20 protein-coding genes, 1 tRNA gene and 1 pseudogene are annotated in these 19,745 nt (G+C 45.2%); 12 read left to right on the top strand and 10 right to left on the bottom strand.

Going from position 1 to position 19,745, the window contains the following annotated elements; genetic code table 11:
- Positions 1–12: 12 nt before the first annotated feature.
- Positions 13–699 carry a glycosyltransferase family 2 protein gene (locus SPI9445_RS0109965; protein ID WP_017304601.1) on the top strand — a complete coding sequence of 229 codons (687 nt, stop codon included), beginning with the start codon at positions 13–15 and terminating at the stop codon, positions 697–699.
- A gap of 30 nt (positions 700–729) precedes the next feature.
- On the opposite strand, the gene SPI9445_RS0109960 is transcribed toward SPI9445_RS0109965, so the two are convergent.
- The 5 genes from SPI9445_RS0109960 to SPI9445_RS25085 form a co-directional block, all read right to left on the bottom strand.
- On the bottom strand, positions 730–1,878 hold the full coding sequence (locus SPI9445_RS0109960; protein WP_017304600.1) for an AZOBR_p60025 family cell surface glycopolymer formation protein: 1,149 nt from the start codon (positions 1,876–1,878) through the stop codon (positions 730–732).
- Between the two features lie 61 nt (positions 1,879–1,939).
- Positions 1,940–3,676, bottom strand: coding sequence for an adenylate/guanylate cyclase domain-containing protein (locus SPI9445_RS0109955; protein ID WP_017304599.1), 1,737 nt, complete (start codon positions 3,674–3,676; stop codon positions 1,940–1,942).
- A 129-nt stretch (positions 3,677–3,805) separates the two neighbouring features.
- Positions 3,806–4,633 (bottom strand): hypothetical protein, encoded by an 828-nt coding sequence (locus SPI9445_RS0109950; RefSeq protein WP_202803670.1) that lies wholly within the window; start codon positions 4,631–4,633, stop codon positions 3,806–3,808.
- A gap of 348 nt (positions 4,634–4,981) precedes the next feature.
- The gene (locus SPI9445_RS0109945) at positions 4,982–5,626 is read right to left on the bottom strand and encodes a response regulator transcription factor (RefSeq protein WP_017304597.1); all 645 of its coding nucleotides are present in this window, start codon (positions 5,624–5,626) and stop codon (positions 4,982–4,984) included.
- Positions 5,627–5,718: 92 nt separating this feature from the next.
- The gene (locus tag SPI9445_RS25085) at positions 5,719–6,219 is read right to left on the bottom strand and encodes a (2Fe-2S) ferredoxin domain-containing protein (RefSeq protein WP_017304596.1); all 501 of its coding nucleotides are present in this window, start codon (positions 6,217–6,219) and stop codon (positions 5,719–5,721) included.
- Positions 6,220–6,294: 75 nt separating this feature from the next.
- Between SPI9445_RS25085 and rplS the strand changes: the two genes are divergently transcribed.
- The 8 genes and pseudogenes from rplS to rplL all read left to right on the top strand — a co-directional run bounded on the left by rplS (position 6,295) and on the right by rplL (position 10,821).
- A complete protein-coding gene (rplS, locus tag SPI9445_RS0109935) occupies positions 6,295–6,660 on the top strand; it encodes a 50S ribosomal protein L19 (protein WP_017304595.1) in 366 nt (121 codons plus the stop codon).
- A gap of 161 nt (positions 6,661–6,821) precedes the next feature.
- Positions 6,822–6,894 (top strand) — tRNA-Trp (locus tag SPI9445_RS0109930).
- 562 nt (positions 6,895–7,456) lie between these two features.
- A pseudogene (secE, locus tag SPI9445_RS29195) lies at positions 7,457–7,678 on the top strand (preprotein translocase subunit SecE); the annotation flags it as partial.
- Positions 7,678–8,319: a transcription termination/antitermination protein NusG gene (nusG, locus tag SPI9445_RS0109915; protein ID WP_017304593.1), complete on the top strand. Its 642-nt coding sequence runs from the start codon at positions 7,678–7,680 to the stop codon at positions 8,317–8,319. The pseudogene secE and the gene nusG, both read left to right, overlap by 1 nt.
- Positions 8,320–8,321: 2 nt before the next feature.
- The gene (rplK, locus tag SPI9445_RS0109910) at positions 8,322–8,750 is read left to right on the top strand and encodes a 50S ribosomal protein L11 (RefSeq protein WP_017304592.1); all 429 of its coding nucleotides are present in this window, start codon (positions 8,322–8,324) and stop codon (positions 8,748–8,750) included.
- Positions 8,751–8,818: 68 nt separating this feature from the next.
- A complete protein-coding gene (gene rplA / locus SPI9445_RS0109905) occupies positions 8,819–9,532 on the top strand; it encodes a 50S ribosomal protein L1 (protein WP_017304591.1) in 714 nt (237 codons plus the stop codon).
- 242 nt (positions 9,533–9,774) lie between these two features.
- Complete coding sequence (gene rplJ, locus SPI9445_RS0109900) at positions 9,775–10,338, top strand: 50S ribosomal protein L10 (RefSeq protein WP_017304590.1); 564 nt, start codon at positions 9,775–9,777, stop codon at positions 10,336–10,338.
- An 81-nt stretch (positions 10,339–10,419) separates the two neighbouring features.
- On the top strand, positions 10,420–10,821 hold the full coding sequence (rplL, locus tag SPI9445_RS0109895; protein WP_017304589.1) for a 50S ribosomal protein L7/L12: 402 nt from the start codon (positions 10,420–10,422) through the stop codon (positions 10,819–10,821).
- Between the two features lie 190 nt (positions 10,822–11,011).
- On the opposite strand, the gene SPI9445_RS0109890 is transcribed toward rplL, so the two are convergent.
- The 3 genes from SPI9445_RS0109890 to SPI9445_RS25075 form a co-directional block, all read right to left on the bottom strand.
- Positions 11,012–12,442: a hypothetical protein gene (locus tag SPI9445_RS0109890; RefSeq protein WP_017304588.1), complete on the bottom strand. Its 1,431-nt coding sequence runs from the start codon at positions 12,440–12,442 to the stop codon at positions 11,012–11,014.
- Positions 12,443–12,562: 120 nt separating this feature from the next.
- The gene (locus SPI9445_RS0109885) at positions 12,563–13,972 is read right to left on the bottom strand and encodes a tellurite resistance TerB family protein (protein ID WP_017304587.1); all 1,410 of its coding nucleotides are present in this window, start codon (positions 13,970–13,972) and stop codon (positions 12,563–12,565) included.
- A 58-nt stretch (positions 13,973–14,030) separates the two neighbouring features.
- Positions 14,031–14,417, bottom strand: a complete 387-nt coding sequence (locus tag SPI9445_RS25075; protein WP_017304586.1) for a TrmH family RNA methyltransferase — start codon at positions 14,415–14,417, stop codon at positions 14,031–14,033.
- A gap of 468 nt (positions 14,418–14,885) precedes the next feature.
- On the opposite strand from SPI9445_RS25075, the gene SPI9445_RS0109875 reads away from it, so the two are divergent.
- The 3 genes from SPI9445_RS0109875 to SPI9445_RS0109865 all read left to right on the top strand — a co-directional run bounded on the left by SPI9445_RS0109875 (position 14,886) and on the right by SPI9445_RS0109865 (position 15,701).
- Positions 14,886–15,080: a hypothetical protein gene (locus tag SPI9445_RS0109875; RefSeq protein WP_017304585.1), complete on the top strand. Its 195-nt coding sequence runs from the start codon at positions 14,886–14,888 to the stop codon at positions 15,078–15,080.
- A 122-nt stretch (positions 15,081–15,202) separates the two neighbouring features.
- Complete coding sequence (locus tag SPI9445_RS0109870) at positions 15,203–15,469, top strand: type II toxin-antitoxin system HicB family antitoxin (RefSeq protein WP_017304584.1); 267 nt, start codon at positions 15,203–15,205, stop codon at positions 15,467–15,469.
- Positions 15,462–15,701: a type II toxin-antitoxin system HicA family toxin gene (locus SPI9445_RS0109865; RefSeq protein ID WP_017304583.1), complete on the top strand. Its 240-nt coding sequence runs from the start codon at positions 15,462–15,464 to the stop codon at positions 15,699–15,701. Before SPI9445_RS0109870 ends, SPI9445_RS0109865 begins: the two co-directional genes overlap by 8 nt.
- A 456-nt stretch (positions 15,702–16,157) precedes the next feature.
- Here SPI9445_RS0109865 and SPI9445_RS0109860 read toward each other — a convergent pair whose 3' ends face one another.
- Both SPI9445_RS0109860 and SPI9445_RS0109855 read right to left on the bottom strand, forming a co-directional pair.
- Positions 16,158–16,883 (bottom strand): RNA methyltransferase, encoded by a 726-nt coding sequence (locus tag SPI9445_RS0109860; RefSeq protein ID WP_017304582.1) that lies wholly within the window; start codon positions 16,881–16,883, stop codon positions 16,158–16,160.
- Positions 16,884–17,039: 156 nt separating this feature from the next.
- Positions 17,040–19,571 (bottom strand): ICP22 family protein, encoded by a 2,532-nt coding sequence (locus tag SPI9445_RS0109855; protein WP_017304581.1) that lies wholly within the window; start codon positions 19,569–19,571, stop codon positions 17,040–17,042.
- Positions 19,572–19,745 lie beyond the last annotated feature (174 nt).

The raw sequence follows: 19,745 nt of genomic DNA, 5'->3' as shown, positions 1-19,745 counted from the left end.
AACTCTCCCCCTATGAAATTATCCGTTATCATCCCCTGTTATAACGAAGTCGGCACGATTTACCAAGTTGTCGAAGCCGTCAAACAATCCCCCATTGATTGTGAAATTATTATTGTTGATGATTGTTCAACTGACGGCACAAGAGAAATTTTAAAATCCCAAATCGAATCTATCGTTGATCAAGTCATTTATCACCCCACAAATCGGGGTAAAGGGGCGGCATTACGAACAGGATTCGCGGCCGCAACTAGGGAAATTGTTATTGTTCAAGATGCTGATTTAGAGTATGATCCCCAAGAATATCCCTTGATGATAGAACCTATTGTTCAAGGTAAAGCAGATGTGGTTTTTGGCTCTCGTTTTCAAGGGGGAAGACCTCACCGTGTTGTTTATTTTTGGCACATGGTAGGGAATAAATTCCTAACTCTTTTATCCAATATGTTGACTAATATCAACTTAACGGACATGGAGACTTGTTATAAAGCCTTTAGACGAGAAATTATTCAATCTCTGAGAATCCAAGAAAATCGCTTTGGCTTTGAACCAGAAATTACCGCAAAAGTGGCTAAACTCAATTGCAGAATCTATGAGGTTGGGATTTCCTATTATGGTCGTACCTACAAAGAAGGGAAAAAAATTGGCTGGAAAGATGGTTTTCGCGCAATCTTCTGTATCTTGAAGTATAACCTTTTATCCTAATTCAGGTCTGCTGAATCATAGCAGAAAGCCCTAATTATGCAGCACAAGAAAGGCAAGACTAGATAAACTAGCCCCCGCAAAGAGTCCTGTTTTAACTCGGTGAGATTCTAGGGTTAAAAGCAGCAAAAAATAGGCAGGCATATAAACTCGTAAATAATCCAAATAGTACCCTAGAATTTTGATGTTACTAATCAGTAGTAATCCGGTTAAAATTGCTGTGCATATTAACACAATTTTATTCAGCTTTAATTGCCGGAAACAGAACCAAAATGTTGCGCCGAATACGAGCATTAATAGGAAAAAATTGTACCACTCAAACGCGGTTTTTGCAACTATTTCTTGTGTAAACAGTAAGCTAATTTTGCTAAATACTCCACCCAAAGGATAGGTAAAAACTTGTTCTAAAACCGAAGATGTTGGAAGATCAGAACGTCGAGAAATCGCGAAACTCCACAAGGCAATCGGTAGCCATGACCAACCTAAATGTAGCAATTGCAACCAGCGACGCTCCCAGATACTACATAAAACAAAAGCCAGCCAAATAATGAGTAGATTTTCCCGCGTCAAACATAAGTAAGCAATAGAAATTCCTGTTAAAATTGGGCTACCTTTGCGATAAAAATAAACCGCTAAGACTAATAAAAAGCTACTTAATAAATCGGCGGTTGATAGAATAAAAGCCATCCAAATACTAGGAATGGATAGTACCCATAAACCGTGAGGTGGTGAATGGTTATAAGCTTTTAAAGTCAAGCTTATCACGAGAACTAATAAAACAATCAACGTCCCATTTAACAGAACCATTGCCCAAGGAATTAGGGGAGATTGTCCCAACCCAAAAACATAACCTAACAAAGGATATAAAATGCGACGATAGCGATAATTAGGGGCATCTAATGCGTTAATGGTATCAGGATTTAGTAGTGTTGGATCTAAGGCAATAGTTAAGAATTGCTGTCCGTCATGCCCCACTTCATTAGGATAGACAAAGGTAGTTTCTGGGTTGAGATAGGGGGAAAGGGGGAACTCACTACCAATGCGAAAAAAGCCTGTGATGTTTCCATCAAATTTAAACAATAGGTTGAACAGTAAGACAGTTATCACTACAAGAGTAGCAATAATTCCATTGCTCAAAATAGGTTTTTCTTGGAGAAAATGAAACCGAACAATGTTAAACATTAATCAAAATCTAGGATGAAGGTCTGTAGAGTAGATTATCCTATATTCGAGGTACAAGCAATTAACTTCTGGATAGACTGCACCTTGAATTAAGCCAATAAGTCAACATTTCCCCTCGTCCTTTAAGCGCAATCATGCCTCGCTCTTCAAGCTCATACTTACCCTTTAAACGCTCATAGGTGGCTTCAGTAACTTGAATTTTTCCGGGTTCTCCATGAGACTCCATCCGTGCGGCCACATTGACTGTATCTCCCCAAAGATCATACATAAATTTCTGGGTTCCAATCACCCCAGCCACTACGACTCCGGTATTAATGCCAACACGAATCTGGAAGGTTTCACCTTTGTAGCCTTGAAAGCGGTCTAACGCTTGCAACATCCCTAATGCCATTTCTGCGATCGCCTCCGCATGATCTGGGCGCGGTGTGGGCAATCCTCCGGCTACCATATAAGCATCCCCAATCGTCTTAATTTTTTCTAACCCCAAACGCTGGGCAATAGCATCAAAAGCCGAAAAAATCTCGTTGAGTAAATTCACCACTTCCACTGGGGGAAGCCGTAAGGATAATGGCGCAAAACCCACAATATCCGCAAACAGAATCGTCACCTCCTCAAAAAATTCCGCGATTCCTTCGGAACGCTGCGCGAACGCCCCCTCATCCTTTTTCAGTCGATCGGCAATAGATTCCGGCAACACATTCAATAACAAACGTTCCACCTTTTCCCGCTCCCGCGCCAACTCAGCCGCTCCTTGTTCCAGTTGGGTTAACATCCCATTGATTGACTGCCCTAATTCACTTAACTCATCACTGCCCTGCATCGGTACACGCAAGGTTAAATCGTGACTCTCTCCGACCGCTTCCACCGCATTACTCAAACGCGCTAATCGCGCTAACACCAACTTTTCTAATAAAACCACCGTTAGCCCACCAAACACCCCCCCCACAACGAATAATGAGGCGATTAAATAGCGTAAAGCTCGTTGTCCCTCTTGATAAATGTCCCGTTGTAACCTGACTTCTAAAAGTACTTGATTATCATTTTCGATGTCATTCAGTAATCGATAACCTGCAATATTATTCTGATCTAAAATTTGCACAAAAATATCTTGTTCTTGTACCCTTAATTTTTCTACGATTGCTTGTAACTCTTGAGATAAACTATCAGAATCAATCAAATAAAAATTCATAATTAATTGAGTTTGTTCTGCTATTTTTTTAATTCGGGCTTGATTTAAGTAACGTCCCATAATCATCACCCCTTTAATCGGTCCTTGGTGACCGCTAGTCAGTACAGGATAAGCCGAAACTAAAATAATTTTGTCATCTACTTTCCAGAGTCCTTGAACTGAACTATTGAGCGAAGATTGTTTAATTAATCGGTGATTAGAGTCCAATTTTTGTAATAAGTGACTACTCACTTCTACTGTTTCTTCTGCTCCTAGATCAAACCCTTGACTAAAGATAACTTTTCCTTGTATCGTGATCATTAATACTAAATTTAATTGCAGGGTTAGAAACGTTGATTCTTCTAAATTTTCTGCAATATATTCCTCATTTTGATCTAAAAAAAACTGATAAGTTGCGTCCCAATGAGACCAGTCCTTATTCGTGACACCGAGTTGAGATAGTTCTTGTGCTAAAGCCTTTTCTACCCGTCTAACATCTCGTTCCGTATTTTGGGTTTCTAATTGGGCAAAACTCTGTAACAGAATCACTGACAAACTGCTATAGAGAACCCCGATGAGACTTAAAAGACTCAAACTAATGAGGAGTAAGGTTTTTGTGCGGAGTTTCATAGAGGATCTAGGAAGATGCTGTATGGATCAGCCTTCCCTAGTATTCTCTCCCATGAGGGTGAATTCCCGATCAAATGGGAACTTGTGTCCAATCAGTATAATTGATCATCGATAATTGCCCTCCTGCTTTTACCATTTGGCTTGGGGACCAGTCCAAACAGGAGCTTGAGTTTGACCATAGACTACGGGACGATCTTCCGATGCCAAGGTGGTTTCATTGTCGTAATTCACCGCCCATAGGGGCCAGTGGTCATCTCCGAGGGTTCCAGCGCGAAATAAGACCTGTTGAGGGTAAAGGGTACTCCAGCCCAATAACACCGCGTTGGTGTACTGAATGCGCGTGGGAGAGACAGTAGAGGTGCGATTGTGAATCCGATCCCATACTACGCCATAGTCGGAAGCCTCGGAGGTACTAAATAATCCTTCAAATTGTCGGGCTAAAAGGCGATCGCCTCCTTCAGACCAAGACACCGGAATTAAAATGGAAATCGCCCCCGGTTGATAAGCCTCCTCATTGTCATTAAAGGGATTCCCCGCTAAAGGAGAAGTCGCTGTAATGGTTTGCAAATCTCCAGTTCTTAGGTTCTCTAAAAACATAACACTGGTGACACGACTGCCATAGAGATTCTGATCCATATACATTTGAATGCGACTATAGGCCGCGTATTCGCCATCAGGGGACACCAAGGCGGGACTGCGATAATACCGAGGTTCAGTATAGGAACTTTGACCAAATTCCACATAAGTTGCCATGACCCAATTCCAAGGAATTGGATGAGGGCTGTTGAGGGGATCCGCAGCAACTTCGGGTTCAATCATATCAAGAGAAAGATCAGCGACTTGTAAAGGAGGATAAGCAGAAAAAGCGTAATCCGTCGGAATCATAACCGTCGGAACGTCATCCCCCTCCACCCAAGTCGGTGAACTGGCTGTAATCCGCACTGTTGACAGTAACAAGAGTGGTTTTGCATAAGACCAGTCAGAGGAAAACAAAGGTTTGACCATAGAAGTCATAGGATAGGGGAGTGCAATAGCGCTTCGTGCGAGGAGGAACGCTTCAAAACTAAACCAAAAAAGGTGACTTCCTTCATCTTATGCAATTTTCGGGATCTTCACGGAATTTTAAACAAATATTTTCAATGAACGAAAAAAAACATCCGCCAAATGACGGAAAATTCATCCCGCTTTAGGCAATATTGCCCAAATTCCGGTTTTTTCCCCTTGACCGACCCTTGACCCTGATAAATACAGAAGTACGGCGTGAGCTAACTTTGCTGACAATCCCCGCGCCGAAGCGACGGGGTTTTAGGCTTTATTGCTCTCAATTGCCCAACGAGCTAATTCTGTCCGATTATGTAGATTGGTCTTGTTGAGCATATTCGACACATGACTTTCAATGGTGCGCTGGCTGACCTTCAGTTGGACGGCAATATCTCGGTTCGCCATCCCTTGAGCGACCAATTGCACCACTTTTAATTCTGTGGGGGTGAGTTCCACTCCCTCGGGAACTTGTAAGGTTTGCCCTAATTCAGATCCTTTATTGTGATGAATCAAGCGATTAGCCTGTTTGAGTGAAGATTCCACCTGTGCCACTAACTCTTCCGGTTCAAAGGGCTTCACCATATAAACATCTGCCCCTTTACTCAACCCTTTAACCCGGTCTTGGCTTTGTCCCTTGGCCGAGAGGAATAAGAAGGGAATCCAACTGGTTTGGGGGTTATCTCGGACGTGTTCCACTAGGGCGTAACCATCCATCTCCGGCATCATCACATCACAAATGATCATGTCGGGAATCTCCTGTTCCAAGATATCCAGAGCTTCTCGACCATTTTCTGCTGTGACCACTTGATACCCCCTAAATTCCAAATAATCTTTGACTAAGAGGATTAAATTAGGGTCATCGTCAATTAATAATAGTTTCTTGCTATCTTTTTGCGCGTTGTCTTTCATCGCCTGATACTCACCATCATGGGAGGAGGTGTTCCGGTTTTGTAGTCTAGTCTCTGTATTATCCCCTAAGAATTGGGATTCCTCTTGTTTTTTTACAAGTTTCCTCCTCGGGGATCTCTTTCCTGCCCTTGTGGGGGTACAGTGACAAGGGAAACAGGGGATAGGGGATGACTACACAAAACGTAATCTTGAACAATCTGATTTTGTAATAAGTGTTCTTGAATAATTCGTTCCATGACTTCTGGGGTGACGTTACCATACCAGACTCCATCGGGATACACCAATAAGATCGGACCTTCAGTACAAATGCGGAGACAGTTGGCTTTGGTGCGAAAGACACAGCTGGGGCGGTCGGCGCTGGGGGTGTCTAATCCCAATTCTTTCAACCGTCCCTTGAGGTAATCCCAAGTGGCTAGACCTTGCTCCTTGGGGCAACATTTGGGTTTCGTTTGGTCGGCACAGAGGAATAGGTGACGATGGATTTGGGGGATTCCTAAGTTGGCGATCGCCTTTTGCACCACACAACTCTTGAGTTCTCCCTCCTGTGCCGATTCTAGGGCGACTGAGGGGACAATTTCTTGAGGATTTAGCATAATTTCTTCAGGACAAGTTATTCAATCGCGATAAAACCATGCTACACTAGAAAGCTGTGAGTTTTTGGCAACGCCATGAATGCAGAAGAAATTATTCGGTCGATTGAAGCAGAACAGCTAAAAGATGACCTGCCGATCATCCATGTGGGTGACACAGTGCGGGTCGGTGTACGGATTAAAGAAGGCGAAAACAAAGAACGGATTCAACCCTATGAAGGGACAGTCATTGCTAAACGGAATGGGGGCATTAATGAAACCATTACCGTGCGGCGGATTTTCCAAGGGGTTGGCGTAGAGCGGGTGTTCTTACTCCATTCTCCTAGGATCGCCGAGATTAAAATTGTGCGCCGAGGGAAAGTGCGTCGCGCCAAATTGTATTATCTGCGCGATCGCGTGGGTAAAGCCACTCGGATCAAACAACGTTTCGATCGAGCTTTATAAAAAACTTTTTCCGGTTGAATGGGAAAGGCTGCCCAAAATTTCCCCTTTTGCGTTAAACTGGATTACGAGCCAGATCACCCAAGCTTGCTAAATCCCTACAGGTTGGAATCACAAGTTGGAATTCTAACCCAAAGAAAACAGCAACACTCAAGGGTCTGCTTGCGCTCTTAGTTCAGTTGGTAGAACGCAGGTCTCCAAAACCTGATGTCGGGGGTTCAAGTCCTCCAGGGCGCGTCTAACCTCAAAATCAGATCATTCCTTCCCCTTGATGGAGTGCGTCAACAAGGGAATGAGCTTTGGGGGGAAAGTCAGGTCATGTTTAAACCCCACTTTCTGAAGGGTTAACCTCCCCGCCCCAAAACAATCTGAGGCTAGAGTGATTAGAGCAAGCGATTCACTTCGTGACGCTAGGCGAACGCAGTTTCGCAAAAGGGTGAACTTGGGCACAGCGCACAGACTGAGAGCTTTCCCCCTTGGGGCTAAGTTCGGTCTTGAATTCGGGATTAAGTTATCTTAAGGCAACTTATCCTAGAGCCAGTAGCATTTTGAAGAGTAGCCTCTTCAAGCTTAATATTGGGAGTGTTGGCTCTGAATCCCCGCTTAAAGTAAGTGCTGTCAAACCCTTTAACTCCCTTGATTCACCCCAACCAAAACCTGCTACTCAGCGCGCAAAACTCGATCATCCGAGGAGGAAGTTGTGGCCAAAAAAAACGTCGCGAACCAAGAGAACTCCAATGGAGGCAACCAACCTCAAGACAGTTCTCCCAAAAACGCCAAAAGTAAACCCAAAAACGCAGAAGTAGTTTCCTCCAAGGAAACCGACAAAGCATCCGGTTCAGACTTCAGTCCGGTAGAGTTCCTCCAGGAATCTCGCGAGGAACTCTCGAAAGTCGTCTGGCCTTCCCGCCAGCAACTGATCAGCGAATCTGCCGCCGTGATTCTGATGGTGACATTAGTCGCCACCACCATTTACTTTGTAGATAATCTGTTTGTTTGGTTAAGTAGGACGGTGTTCTGATGATTTTTCCCACTGACGAACCCGAAGAGTTTAACAACGCAGAACAGGAAGAAACCCCCCTGCAAAACAGCAAACCGAAAACAGCACGCTGGTATGCCGTGCAGGTCGCGTCAGGCTGCGAAAAGCGGGTTAAGGCCAACCTAGAACAGCGCATTCGTACCCTAGATGTGACCGACCGCATCCTGCAAGTGCAAATTCCCCAAACGCCCACCGTTAAGGTGCGCAAAGACGGGACACGCATCCACGGCGAAGAAAAAGTTTTCCCCGGTTATGTTCTGGTGCAAATGCTGCTTGATGATGAATCGTGGCAAGCCGTTAAAAGCACCCCCAATGTGATTAACTTTGTGGGAGCCGAACAGAAGCGCCGCTACGGCCGAGGGCGGGGTCATGTCTTACCTGTTCCCCTGAGTCCCTCAGAAATTGAGCGGATCTTCAAACACGCCCAAGAACAAGAACCCGTGGTCAAAGTGGATATGTCCGTCGGGGATCAAATTATGGTATTGTCGGGTCCGTTTAAAGATTTTGAAGGCGAAGTGATTGAAGTTAGCCCTGAACGGAGCAAACTCAAAGCCTTGCTTTCCATCTTCGGGCGCGATACACCTGTGGAATTGGAATTTAATCAGGTAGAGAAGAAGAGCTAGAAATGGCGAAAAAAGTTGTTGCCTTAGTGAAATTAGCTTTGCCAGCAGGTAAAGCGGCCGCTACCCCTCCCGTTGGTCCAGCTTTGGGTCAACACGGGGTCAATATTATGGCCTTTGTGAAAGAGTACAACGCCAAAACCGCCGATCAAGCGGGGATGGTTGTTCCGGTGGAAATCTCCATCTATGAAGACCGGAGTTTCACCTTTATTCTCAAAACCCCTCCCGCTTCGGTGTTAATCAAAAAAGCGGCTGGCATTGAAAAAGGCGCGAGCCAACCCAATAAACAAGTGGTGGCAACCATTACTCAAGACCAACTCCGCAAGATTGCGGAAACCAAAATGCCCGACCTCAACGCCAATGATGTAGAAGCGGCCATGCGCATTATTGCCGGAACCGCCAAAAACATGGGCGTTAAAGTCGCGGCTGAATAATCCCTGCACAAATTAAGACAACTGTATTGGGGAGAGGCGGACGCTTCGTTAAGACCCAAGGAGAAAACATGGTAAAAAAAATTTCCCGTCGTTTGCAAGAGGCTCAGGCTAAGGTCGAAAAGCGCACCTATGAGCCGTTAGAAGCGCTGAATTTATTAAAAGAAACGGCAACTGCGAAGTTCGACGAAACCGCAGAAGCCCATATTCGTTTAGGCATTGACCCTAAATACACAGACCAACAATTACGGACAACGGTTTCCTTCCCCAAAGGCACTGGGCAAACCGTGCGCGTGGCCGTGATTGCGCGGGGGGAAAAAGTGGCAGAAGCCAACAATGCCGGGGCAGATATTGCGGGATCTGAAGAACTGATTGAAGAAATCCAAAAAGGCATGATGGATTTTGATCTGGTCATTGCCACCCCGGATATGATGCCCCAAGTGGCTAAATTAGGGCGTTTGTTGGGGCCACGAGGCTTAATGCCCTCACCCAAGGCAGGGACGGTTACGATGGACTTAGCGGGTGCCATTGATGAGTTCAAGGCCGGGAAACAAGAATTTCGGGCTGACCGAACGGGCATCGTTCATGTTATGTTTGGTAAGGCATCATTTTCTTCGGAAGATTTATTGACCAATTTAAAGGCACTGCAAGAGGTGATTGACCGCAATCGTCCTTCCGGTGCAAAAGGTCGGTACTGGCGCAGTGTGTATGTGTCGGCTTCTATGGGACCTGCCATTGAAGTGGATATTAACGCACTCCGCGACCTCAAACTAGATGCAGCGTAGTTTAGCATCTAAGACAACTGCATACTGTACAACACCAAAGACAGCAGAAGTCTAAGCCGATTGAGCGAATCAGACTTAATTTTCTGCCGAGGTGGAGTCAGTTACAGTTTCTACCTTTGGATTCCTGGTCCCAAACAGAGAATCCAATGCTGGGAACTGTAACGCTCTGACCCCGGCGAATCTGTCGGGGTCTTGTTGTCGCAGGATGCCTACAATCCCAAGCAAACAAGGAGGTGACAGGCATGGGGAGGACTCGGGAAAACAAGGCCGAGATTATCGCCGATCTCAAGACTCGTCTGAGTGAGGCGCAATTAACGGTTGTTTTCGATTACCAAGGACTCTCGGTGAGCGAAATCGGTGATTTGCGCGACCGAGTACGTCCGACCGGAACCGTCTGTACGGTGACGAAAAATACCTTAATGCGGTTAGCCGTAGAAGAGGATGACAATTGGCGGCCGATGACGGAATTTCTGTCTGGCTCTAATGCGTTCCTTTTCGTTAAGGATGATATTGGTGGGGCAATTCGCGCTTACCAGGAATTCAAGAAAGTTAGTAAGAAGACTGAATTCCGGGGTGGCGTGATGCAGGGGCGCGCCTTGAATGAAGAACAAGTTAAGGCGATCGCAGACCTGCCCTCCAAAGAAGAACTCATTGCCCAAATTGCTGGGGCGATCAACTCGATTGCCACCCAGTTGGCAGTGGGAATCAAAGAAGTGCCTTCATCTGTGGCACGGGGAATCAACGAAGTCCCGGCCTCTGTGGGTCGCGTGGTTCAAGCCAAGGTTCAAAAAGACCAAGAGGGCTAAATTCCCCAAAAAAAAGTCCGCCCTCACAGCGGACCCCAATCCAGAACACAATGATTATCTCTATCTATAAGGAGTTTACCAATGTCTGCTGCAACTGATGAAATTCTCGAAAAGCTAAAATCTCTGACCCTGCTCGAAGCCTCTGAATTGGTCAAACAAATTGAAGACGCTTTTGGCGTGACGGCTGCGGCTCCGGCTGGCGGCATGATGATGATGGCTCCCGGTGCGGCTGCGGGTGGTGCTGCCCCCGCCGAAGAAGTCGAAGAAAAAACCGAATTCGACGTAATTCTCGAAGAGTTCCCCGCCGACAAGAAAATTGCCATCCTCAAAGTCGTGCGCGGTATCACAGGCTTAGGCCTCAAAGAAGCCAAAGAATTGGTCGAATCTGTGCCTAAACCCATCAAAGAAGCCACGGGCAAAGATGATGCTGAATCCGTCAAGAAACAGCTTGAAGAAGCTGGCGCGAAAGTGACCATTAAATAGGGCTTGCTGAGAGTTGAGTAATCGGGAATAGGGAGTCGGTGTAGGGGCGCAATGCTTGCGCCCTAGGGAGTCGGGAAAAGGCAATAGTCAAGAGTTTTGGTTATTCCCCTGCTCCCCCTCTCCCCCTCTCCCCTTTCCCTTATTCAAACTGAAATCAACAGATGGGTCTAGTTTTAACTAGACCTCTTTTTCAGTTTAAATAGATCAGATCACTAGATTGAGTTACCATCTGCAAGATTTTATCGCTATTATCTAATAAGCTATCCCAGTTATCTTCATTGATTTTTTCAAGGTGGTCTAACTTTAATTGATGTTTGTCAAATACCCAATATTTCATACTAGGGATAAGATAACGAATACAGGCTAACCACTGAGCATAATTAATCGCTAAAGGATTCCCTTGCATTAAGGCAATTTTACCTGCATTGGCTAATGTCGCTATTCCATGAGCCGATAAGAGCATGGTTCGATATTTAGGATTAGAACAGATGTCAATTTTAAATTCTTTTTTCTCAGAGTAGTGTCTTAACATAATATAAGCTCTAAGGGTTACTTCAATAACAGCAGGAGTAATTCCTGTTACTAAGAAATGTCGAAAATCATAGCCATTTAGATACATCCAACGCGCAATTTCAGCAACCGTTCGTTTTTTTTCTCCAAAGCTACCCATGTTTATACCCTGCATCAATGTCATAAAAGGTGCAGGAAGTCCCATCGGTGTTGCTACATCGGAAATTAAATGACCAAGGTGACGTAACAAGGCTTCTATTAGTCCAACAGTTTGAGCTTCAGGAACAGGATGACATTCCCATTTATGAACATTCAAGTTAATTAATTTTTTATAAGAGAAACCTGTAATCGTACCTCGCATAATATCTAAAATACCGAAAATAAATCCCAATACAGGGTCATGTCCTAAAGATTGAAAGCGGTGACTTTTTGCAGACATTCCATCAATTAGTGTTTGATTATCATAAGGTGTTTTACAAGTTTTCTCTAAGGTTTTTGTCCATTGAGCAAACCAATCATCAGATTGATTAATATTATATTGTTTGAGCCATGCTGTAAGGGGACTTCCTAATTGTCCAGCATATTGACCACCATTAATAGTTTGGGGTATAGCTACCAAAAAATAATCAGTTAAGGCGGCTAACATTCCACTTGTACCAACAGCCATATAATCAAACTGATCCCATTGATATTGAGCTTTATAAGATTCGCTTTTTAGCTGTTGAAGATCAGCTTCGGTTAATAAACTTTCATAAGGAGTTAAAGGGTCAATTCTTCTTTCTAGTGTATAAATTTGACATTGACGAACAAAGCTATTCCAATCTTTATAGCCAATTTTTATTAACTCATGAGAGACAGATTTTTGACGATTTTCGTAAAGTTGAATGATTTGATCAGCATCAAAGTCCTCAAAATCATCTGCTTCTAGATAATCAAGAGAGGCTTCCAGTTCTGCCATCATTTTTTCAAGTTCTTGAATCTGTCGGGTTTGTTCATCGACATCTGAGAATTTTTCTTCAAGTTCTGAAAGCGCATCTTCAATTTGCTGTAATAGATGATTCTGTGCTTGTAAGACGGCTCTTAGTTCGATCACAAAAGAATCGGAAAACATGACTAAACTTTATTAATGGAGTGAAGAGATAACTATCAAGAAAATAATGAGTAGTTAGGGGCATAAGCTGTCTTGTCTCACACCCCTATGGAAATTGTTAGAGTTCTTGTTCTAGACCATTTAGTGTCTGGCATTTTTTCTTTTATTAACTAACTGTTGAAGTTTTTTCATTTTGTCATTTAGAATTAGAATAGCTTGCTTATTAGCTTCACACTGACTCGCGCTTTGAGTCAATTCAGCCATTCTTTCTATCACCCTATTAAGAGATGCTTGAAGATTCTGAATAACTAATTGCGCTTTACGTTCTCTTTCAGCTTGGAGTGCCTCTTTTTTGCGCTTATCTCCTGTATCTAAGAACTTATTAACTCCTAGAAAAATTCCCGTCCCTAACAAAATCGCCACCCCAATTCCGGGGATCATTCCCCCTAAACCCACCAATGCGCCTAATGCAGCTAATCCTGACGTGATTCCTGCTGCACTTAAACCAATAACTGAACCAGAAAACCAAACCGCCGCAATGGGAACACCAACGGCTGATAATCCTGCTGTTGCTGTTTTCATCGCATCGGCAGCTTTATTATCATCTAAACCTCCTTCACGAATTTTTTGAACTTGCTTGACAAATTTGCTAATCGCTACTACTTGTTCATTGGTTATATTGAATTTTTTCTGTGTTAAACTAATCGCTTTTAACTCTTTTTCATCGATTTCATTATTTACCCAAGCCACATCAAGTAAATTAACCATTAAGCCGTAACGGAGTCTTTCGTCTGCATTTTTTAACTTTTGCAAACAATATTCAAAAGGAGGGGCTTCAATGATAAAAGATAGACATAGACGTTTCCCTTTTTCTGACATTCCTTCTAAATCCATCATGCCGAAAATGAGTTCCATTTCTTCTTTGTCAATTGTGCCATCGGCTAAAGCGATCGCAAATAATGCACCATAGAAAGCAATCCGTTGGACTTCTGGGACTTGGGCTAAGTCTAGCGGTTCTTGAGGATTAACATGATCAGTCTTCTTGAATTTATCATCCATAGAATAATCAATCGTTTCTGATACATTCCTCGCTGCTTCTGTGGCAGTTTTATGAATAGAATTCCACGTCGGATTGTTGATAATGGAATCCCATGTTTTGCTGGCATTTTTAGCGACTTCTGATGCAGTTTGACCAGCCATATCCTGCCAAGGATTTTGTGTGTGTTGGATGGTCGATTGAATTGCTGATGAGGTGTTATCCTGATAAGCTGATGACTCTAAAAGAAAGACTTGATCCCAGTCGGGTAAAGTATTACCTTGTTTTTTGCCATAAACTTTTATTTTCTCGATTGATTCAAGGCTTAGTTCAGTTAGACTTTCTCGAACAAGCTTAATGGACTTATCCTGATCGGGAACGTCAGCAGCCTCAATCATGATCATCAGACAAGTTCCTTTGAGGGAGACTTTAGAGACAGTTAGATCAAAAAATTCGAGAAGGTCATTGAGAGACGCGGCGATCTCATCGGTATCAAACCGAGTGCCAATATTCATAGGGCTGACAAGTTTTCTTGAGTTGTTACTTTAAGTATTCCCACTTACGTTACGGAAATCACACAGCGAACCTTTTTTTAGAAATCAGTAAAGAGGAGGCATTTTGCGCGATTAACCAAGGGAAGACGACGTGGGGGGATTCAAGGGGAACCGGAACCGTCCCATCCCGTCCTGTGGTGGCTACAGCGTGATAACACCCCTGTAGGGCTTCCGGTAGACTGTTCACTTGGCGCGCTTGGGCTAACACATCATCCCCATGTACGGCCATCCGTCGCGCTTCTTCCCCCCAAGGATGACATTGAGGATTGACTAAAACTAAGTGGGACAATCCCATATTTTTCGTCACCCGTGCCACAGAACCCGCGTTTAAGGGGTCGGCAGGTTCAACTAAAATAATCCGAATTTTGTTTTTTGGAGTCCGACAGGACTTTCCTAGCCTTAACAAAAACTTTACGTCATCCGGGCTTGTTATGATGAGGGGAAACGGGTAGCGGAAACCCTGACCTATGACTATCATCGGTAATAGGGAGTCGGTGTAGGGGCGCAATGCTTGCGCCCTAGGGAGTCGGGAATAGGTAATAAGTCTTAATTCCTCGTCTCCCCCTGTTCCCCGTTCCCTTATTCAAACTGAAATCAACGGAGGGGTCTAGTTAAACTAGACCTCTTTTTTGTTTTGTTGGACAAACCCAGAAGTGCTGGGGGTCAAGCTGCCTGGGTCGGAAGAGGTGATTGCTACGCAACGCTTTGCTACGCAACGCTTTGCTACGCAACGCTTCGCGTTCGCGAAGCGTCACGAAGTGAACGCGAACGGGGATGTCCCTAAAAAGGCATCTAGAGCCTCCCGTAGAAGCAGGAAAGCCTCATAGTGATATGAGGAAGCCCGCACTGTACCCGTAGGGTCTGTGTCGGGAGGATGTCACAAGCCTATTGTTGGGAGTTGACTGTAGGAGGGATAGGGTATGGGGAAGGAGCCGAAGCGGGGTTATTGATGGCTACTGAGGGAGAATGGGAAAGGATTGAGGCTCGATTAAAAGCCATGAAGTCAGAGGGACTTTGGATTAAACAACGGGTGACTCGTTTGTTAGCTCAACGGGACGGGAAAAAGTAGAGGAGTTTGGTTCTCCTTTCTGATGTTCGCCCCTGCCTAGGCGATTTCTTCTGTCACGTTCTACAATAGACAGGTGGAGTTTTGCTGTTAGCAAAAACAACTCAAACAGAGAGGTTCGAGGGATGATTTTTTATACAATAATTTTGAAAAAAAGCCAAGCGTATTGGGTTTCTTTATGCTTAGAAAATGGTCTTGTTGGACAAGGAAATACTCAAGAACAAGCCATTAATAAAATCCAAGAAGCTATAGCGTCTTTTGTTGAAGTTTCTCAGTCAGAAAATAATATTTATTCTGCACCTATCTCGATTCAAGAGTTACATGAATTTTTAACTCTCGAAGACTCGGAAGAAAAAACAGATATTTACGAATTGAGAAAAGTTTATGCCTAAAAATATCCCTTCTATTAAACCGAGGCAATTGATAAAACTTTTAGAACAATCAGGTTGTCAATTTTATCGAGAAGGAAAAGGAGATCATTGTCTATATATTCGAGTTTTGGAAAAAACAAAACGGATTGTTCCTATTGATATGGGAGCAAAAGAAATGTCTCCTGCTTATGTTTTAAGGATTTTTAGACAGTTTGGTTTTACAGATGAAGAAATTGATAACATAATCAAGTAGGGCTTGCTGAATAAGTCTGCTGGTGGGGTTAGGGAACGGGAAGGGGGAGAGGGGAGAAGGGGGATAGAGAGTCGGAAAAAAGCAAGCCTTTTTGATTCTTTATCGCTAAAACCTTGCACTTTCTCGCTCTCAAAACGGCTAAAAACCTTATTAAACAGTGCTTAGATGGATATTCAGCAGACCCCATTCAGGTAAAAGCAACAAGTGAACTACCCCACCCTGCCTAGGCGCGAGGATGGAGCTTCCTGATTCAATGGGAAGTGCTTTCTATACCGAAATATAGCGAGTCTTATCTTCCCTCCCCAGGCAGAAGTCCTAGTTCCTAAGACCCAAATTTTCTCTTGCAACACAGCCCTTTTTAGCTTGGTTTTCGCTTTGGGAGTTAGTGGTCAAGTCCATCCGGTCCCTGCAAGCGAGGAAGGGGAATTCCGCAACATTTTTGTTAAAATTGCCGATTTATTTTTTATGGTTCTGTTTGACAAACCATTCCATTTGTCGCAAAATCCCCCGTAATAGAGCCACTTCTTGGGAGGTTAAATCCGCCCGACCATACAAACGGCGGAACTTTTCCATTTTTGCCTCGGCCGTGTGGGGATACAGATAACCAATATTCATTAAAACCTGTTCAAGATGTTGGTAATAGCCCTCTAAGGCTTCTAGGGGCGCTGTGGTGGGGGGGGAAGGTGGGGGGATGTCTTCTGGGGTGGCTTGGTATAATTCGTAAGCACAAACGGCCACCGCTTGGGCAAGGTTGAGGGACGGATAAACGGGATTAGCCGGAATACTCACACAGCGCTGGGCATAGTGGAGTTCTTGATTAGTTAAACCGCTATCTTCCCGACCAAAAATCACCGCAGAGGGGGCATTTTGGGCGATTAACCAAGGGAAAACGACGCGGGGGGATTCGAGGGGAACCGGAACCGTCCCATCCCGTCCTGTGGTGGCTACAGCGTGATAACACCCCTGTAGGGCTTCGGGTAGACTGTCCACTTGACGCGCTTGGGCTAACACATCCTCCCCATGTACGGCCATCCGTCGCGCTTCTTCCCCCCAAGGATTACATTGAGGATTGACTAAAACTAATTGGGACAATCCCATATTTTTCATCACCCGTGCCACGGAACCCACGTTTAAAGGGCCGGCAGGTTCAACTAAAATAATCCGAATGTGTTCAAGAATCATGACGGAGGGGGGTGTCGGGAGTTGGGAATAGGTAATAGGGAATAGGGAGTCGGGAAATAGTCAAGAGTTTTAGCTATTCACTAGCTACTAGACACTATCCACTATTCCCCCTGCTCCCCGTCCCGTAACCCCACGAGTAGAGTTATTCAGCAGACCCTATTTAGCCAACAGAGGTTTTAACTCCGGCACATCCTCCAAGGAAATTTCCCGCAAACCCATCATTTCTGTGAATGGACTGGCAGGGGTGGCCAGCGCTTCCTCAGCAGTGGTTTCTAATTCCTCCACCAGTTCCTCGCTGGGGGTGTCCTCACTTCCACTGCGCTCAGTGACCACCGCTTCCGAAGAGTCTACAGATTCCACGGCTGTTTCTACTTCACCCTCGACCTCTTCAAGAGCGCCATCATCCACAGCAGGGGATTCCGGCACGTCTAGATCATTTTCGGTCGAAGTTTCTAACTGTTCCTCAACATCATCCTGTGTCAATTCCAGTTCACCCGCGACCTCTTCAAGAGCGTCATCATCCACAGCAGGGGATTCCGGCACGTCTAGATCATTTTCGGTCGGAATTCCTAACTGTTCCTCAAAATCATCCGGAGTCAAGTCTAGTTCACTTAACCCGGTTTGTGTTTCCACTGCCTCAACCCCACTATCATCCTCTCCGGCCGGGGTTTCCGGTGCTTCTAAATTATCGTCAGGACTGGTTTCCAATTCTCCCTCGACTTCTTCCGGGGTGAATTCCAGTTCAATCTCTACCTCTTCAAGGGTGTCATCCTCCCCAGTCGGGGTTTCCGGTGCTTCTAGCTCATCATTGGGACTGGTTTCTAATTCCCCCTCGAAATCATCCGGACTGCTCTCTAATTCCGTTAACCCGGTTTCTGATTCAATGGGAATGTCATCCTCTACCCCTAACAAGCTAGTGATTTCCTGCACTTGTTCTGGGGACAGTTCATTTAACCCCACTAAACCGGGGAAAATGCGGCTATTGGGGCCAATTTGCTGGAATCCGCGTAAACCGACGGCACGACCGCGATCGCTTCTGGTCGCCACCAAATAGGACGCACCCCGATTATTCACGCTGCGCACCTTCACCCGTCCCGGACGAATATTCCGCGCATTGAACCGCACCGATTGCAGGATTTCATAGTTGGCCTGGGCGGTACTCGAAGCGTCAGATAACGTGAAGACGCTCAGATTAGAAGGACTATTGAACACAGTCAAGGTGTTCGGGGCATTGATAAAGAAGGTGGTAATGAAAACCTGTAGGGTTTGTTCTAGGGTGGGGGCTGGAACAATGGTGATTGTCGGGCTGGGTGGGGGTGAACTGGGTTGGCTAATCACCACCAGGTTGGATTCCTGTTGAGGAGCGGGTTGAGGACTAAAGATAATCCCTAAGTCAGAGAAAGAGGTGTTCCGGGTCAGGGTGACGAAAGTTCCCCCACTGCGTCGGAAACGGAGGGTTCCATCATCAAAGAACCGGACAACGGAGGAGCCAATTTGTACGTCAGATCCCGTTACGATGGTGGGGTTTGTAATGTTGTAGACGAGGGTGACGTTCTCATCATCAAGGGGATTGAAATAACTATATTCGGTCAGATCAATATTGCGGCTGAAGGGGGCTAATCCCGTCGTGGCATAAAAGTTTACGCCTTCGTCCGCTTCTCCTTTAATGGTGGTGTTGCCTTGTTTGAATTCAAAGCTAACGTCTCCTTCCTGTCCACTAAAGGCTAAGGCTCCTCGACCGAAAATAGAGGTGATTCCGGTAACGCCTCGGTTTTGGGTTGTAATGCGGAAGGAATCTAAGTCTCGATTGAGGTTAATCTCACCGTCTATGTCGTTAGAGACTCCGGGGATATTAATGTCTATATAGCCAACTTCGCCCTGTACTTTGAATTCCCGCTCGCCTCGGGTACCAACGCTTTGGATGCGGAAGGTGCGGTTAGCGGCACCAAGGAAGTTTAAACCGTCTTCGGCAAATTCTAAATCATACTCACCTGCTTCTAAGTCTTTCCCTTCAAACTCAAATCGAATGCGACGGATTAGGGTTTCGGGTTCCGGGAGACGAAATTCTCTGGAGTTGACGAGGGTTAAACTGGCGGGCAGATCAATGAGTCCGGCATTAATATCAGCTTCAAATTCCCCGACTTGTAGGTTGCCGGGATCAGCAATAAAACGGTCGGAGGAATCATCGGCAAGGGTAACATCTCCTGCATTGGGGAGGAAAATGAGGGGACTGGCTCCAATGACTTCAGGACGGATGAGGGTGCCTGGGATGTCGAGGGGGGAATCACTAAAGTTCGTGAGGGTGAAACTTAGGATGGTGTCGCGGTTAATGAAGGGAACTAACATCCCTTGGGGGGTGAAAGCAATGCCGGAGAGTTGTCCTTGAATGAGTCCGCGATCGCCTGATTCAATTTCTCCCACCGTACCACGATTATCAAAACTCGCGGCTGTCGGCACAAAAGCGGGGTTCGTTAACACCCCATTGGGACTCTCAATTTTTAACTCATTCAGGTTGAGGTCAAACAACCGAATCGCTCCCTCTGCATTGGGAACAAAAAAAGCCGCCTCCCCCGCCAGATTCCCGCCTGTTACAGGAATTTGGGCTTGTGTCGGTGCGTTCATCGCACAGACCGACCCTACCGTTAACCCGATATATAATGCCGCCCGATAGCGATTGTCAATCATCATATTTCCTCTCATCTTCACACTGTAGACTTTAAATTCCTACCCCTGCCATCCCCTGTTGATTGTTCCGGATCAGACTGCAACAGCCTAGTAGAAGGGAAGGAGTAAACCTTGAGCCATGCCTAAAATTCTCCCAACAGCGAATTTTTTTTAAGGTCTAAACTCCATAGACTATTT

The organism is Spirulina subsalsa PCC 9445 (assembly GCF_000314005.1).
Taxonomy (GTDB): Bacteria; Cyanobacteriota; Cyanobacteriia; order Cyanobacteriales; family Spirulinaceae; genus Spirulina_A; species Spirulina_A subsalsa.
This window is presented reverse-complemented; position numbering and strand designations above follow the sequence as displayed.

Bases quoted from the DNA above. Each gene is read 5' to 3' on its own strand.
- SPI9445_RS0109965 (WP_017304601.1), top strand. From the start codon at position 13: ATGAAATTATCCGTTATCATCCCCTGTTATAACGAAGTCGGCACGATT.
- SPI9445_RS0109960 (WP_017304600.1), bottom strand. From the start codon at position 1,878: ATGTTTAACATTGTTCGGTTTCATTTTCTCCAAGAAAAACCTATTTTG.
- SPI9445_RS0109955 (WP_017304599.1), bottom strand. From the start codon at position 3,676: ATGAAACTCCGCACAAAAACCTTACTCCTCATTAGTTTGAGTCTTTTA.
- SPI9445_RS0109945 (WP_017304597.1), bottom strand. From the start codon at position 5,626: ATGAAAGACAACGCGCAAAAAGATAGCAAGAAACTATTATTAATTGAC.
- SPI9445_RS25085 (WP_017304596.1), bottom strand. From the start codon at position 6,219: ATGCTAAATCCTCAAGAAATTGTCCCCTCAGTCGCCCTAGAATCGGCA.
- rplS (WP_017304595.1), top strand. From the start codon at position 6,295: ATGAATGCAGAAGAAATTATTCGGTCGATTGAAGCAGAACAGCTAAAA.
- nusG (WP_017304593.1), top strand. From the start codon at position 7,678: ATGATTTTTCCCACTGACGAACCCGAAGAGTTTAACAACGCAGAACAG.
- rplK (WP_017304592.1), top strand. From the start codon at position 8,322: ATGGCGAAAAAAGTTGTTGCCTTAGTGAAATTAGCTTTGCCAGCAGGT.
- rplA (WP_017304591.1), top strand. From the start codon at position 8,819: ATGGTAAAAAAAATTTCCCGTCGTTTGCAAGAGGCTCAGGCTAAGGTC.
- rplJ (WP_017304590.1), top strand. From the start codon at position 9,775: ATGGGGAGGACTCGGGAAAACAAGGCCGAGATTATCGCCGATCTCAAG.
- rplL (WP_017304589.1), top strand. From the start codon at position 10,420: ATGTCTGCTGCAACTGATGAAATTCTCGAAAAGCTAAAATCTCTGACC.
- SPI9445_RS0109890 (WP_017304588.1), bottom strand. From the start codon at position 12,442: ATGTTTTCCGATTCTTTTGTGATCGAACTAAGAGCCGTCTTACAAGCA.
- SPI9445_RS0109885 (WP_017304587.1), bottom strand. From the start codon at position 13,972: ATGAATATTGGCACTCGGTTTGATACCGATGAGATCGCCGCGTCTCTC.
- SPI9445_RS0109875 (WP_017304585.1), top strand. From the start codon at position 14,886: ATGTCACAAGCCTATTGTTGGGAGTTGACTGTAGGAGGGATAGGGTAT.
- SPI9445_RS0109870 (WP_017304584.1), top strand. From the start codon at position 15,203: ATGATTTTTTATACAATAATTTTGAAAAAAAGCCAAGCGTATTGGGTT.
- SPI9445_RS0109865 (WP_017304583.1), top strand. From the start codon at position 15,462: ATGCCTAAAAATATCCCTTCTATTAAACCGAGGCAATTGATAAAACTT.
- SPI9445_RS0109860 (WP_017304582.1), bottom strand. From the start codon at position 16,883: ATGATTCTTGAACACATTCGGATTATTTTAGTTGAACCTGCCGGCCCT.
- SPI9445_RS0109855 (WP_017304581.1), bottom strand. From the start codon at position 19,571: ATGATGATTGACAATCGCTATCGGGCGGCATTATATATCGGGTTAACG.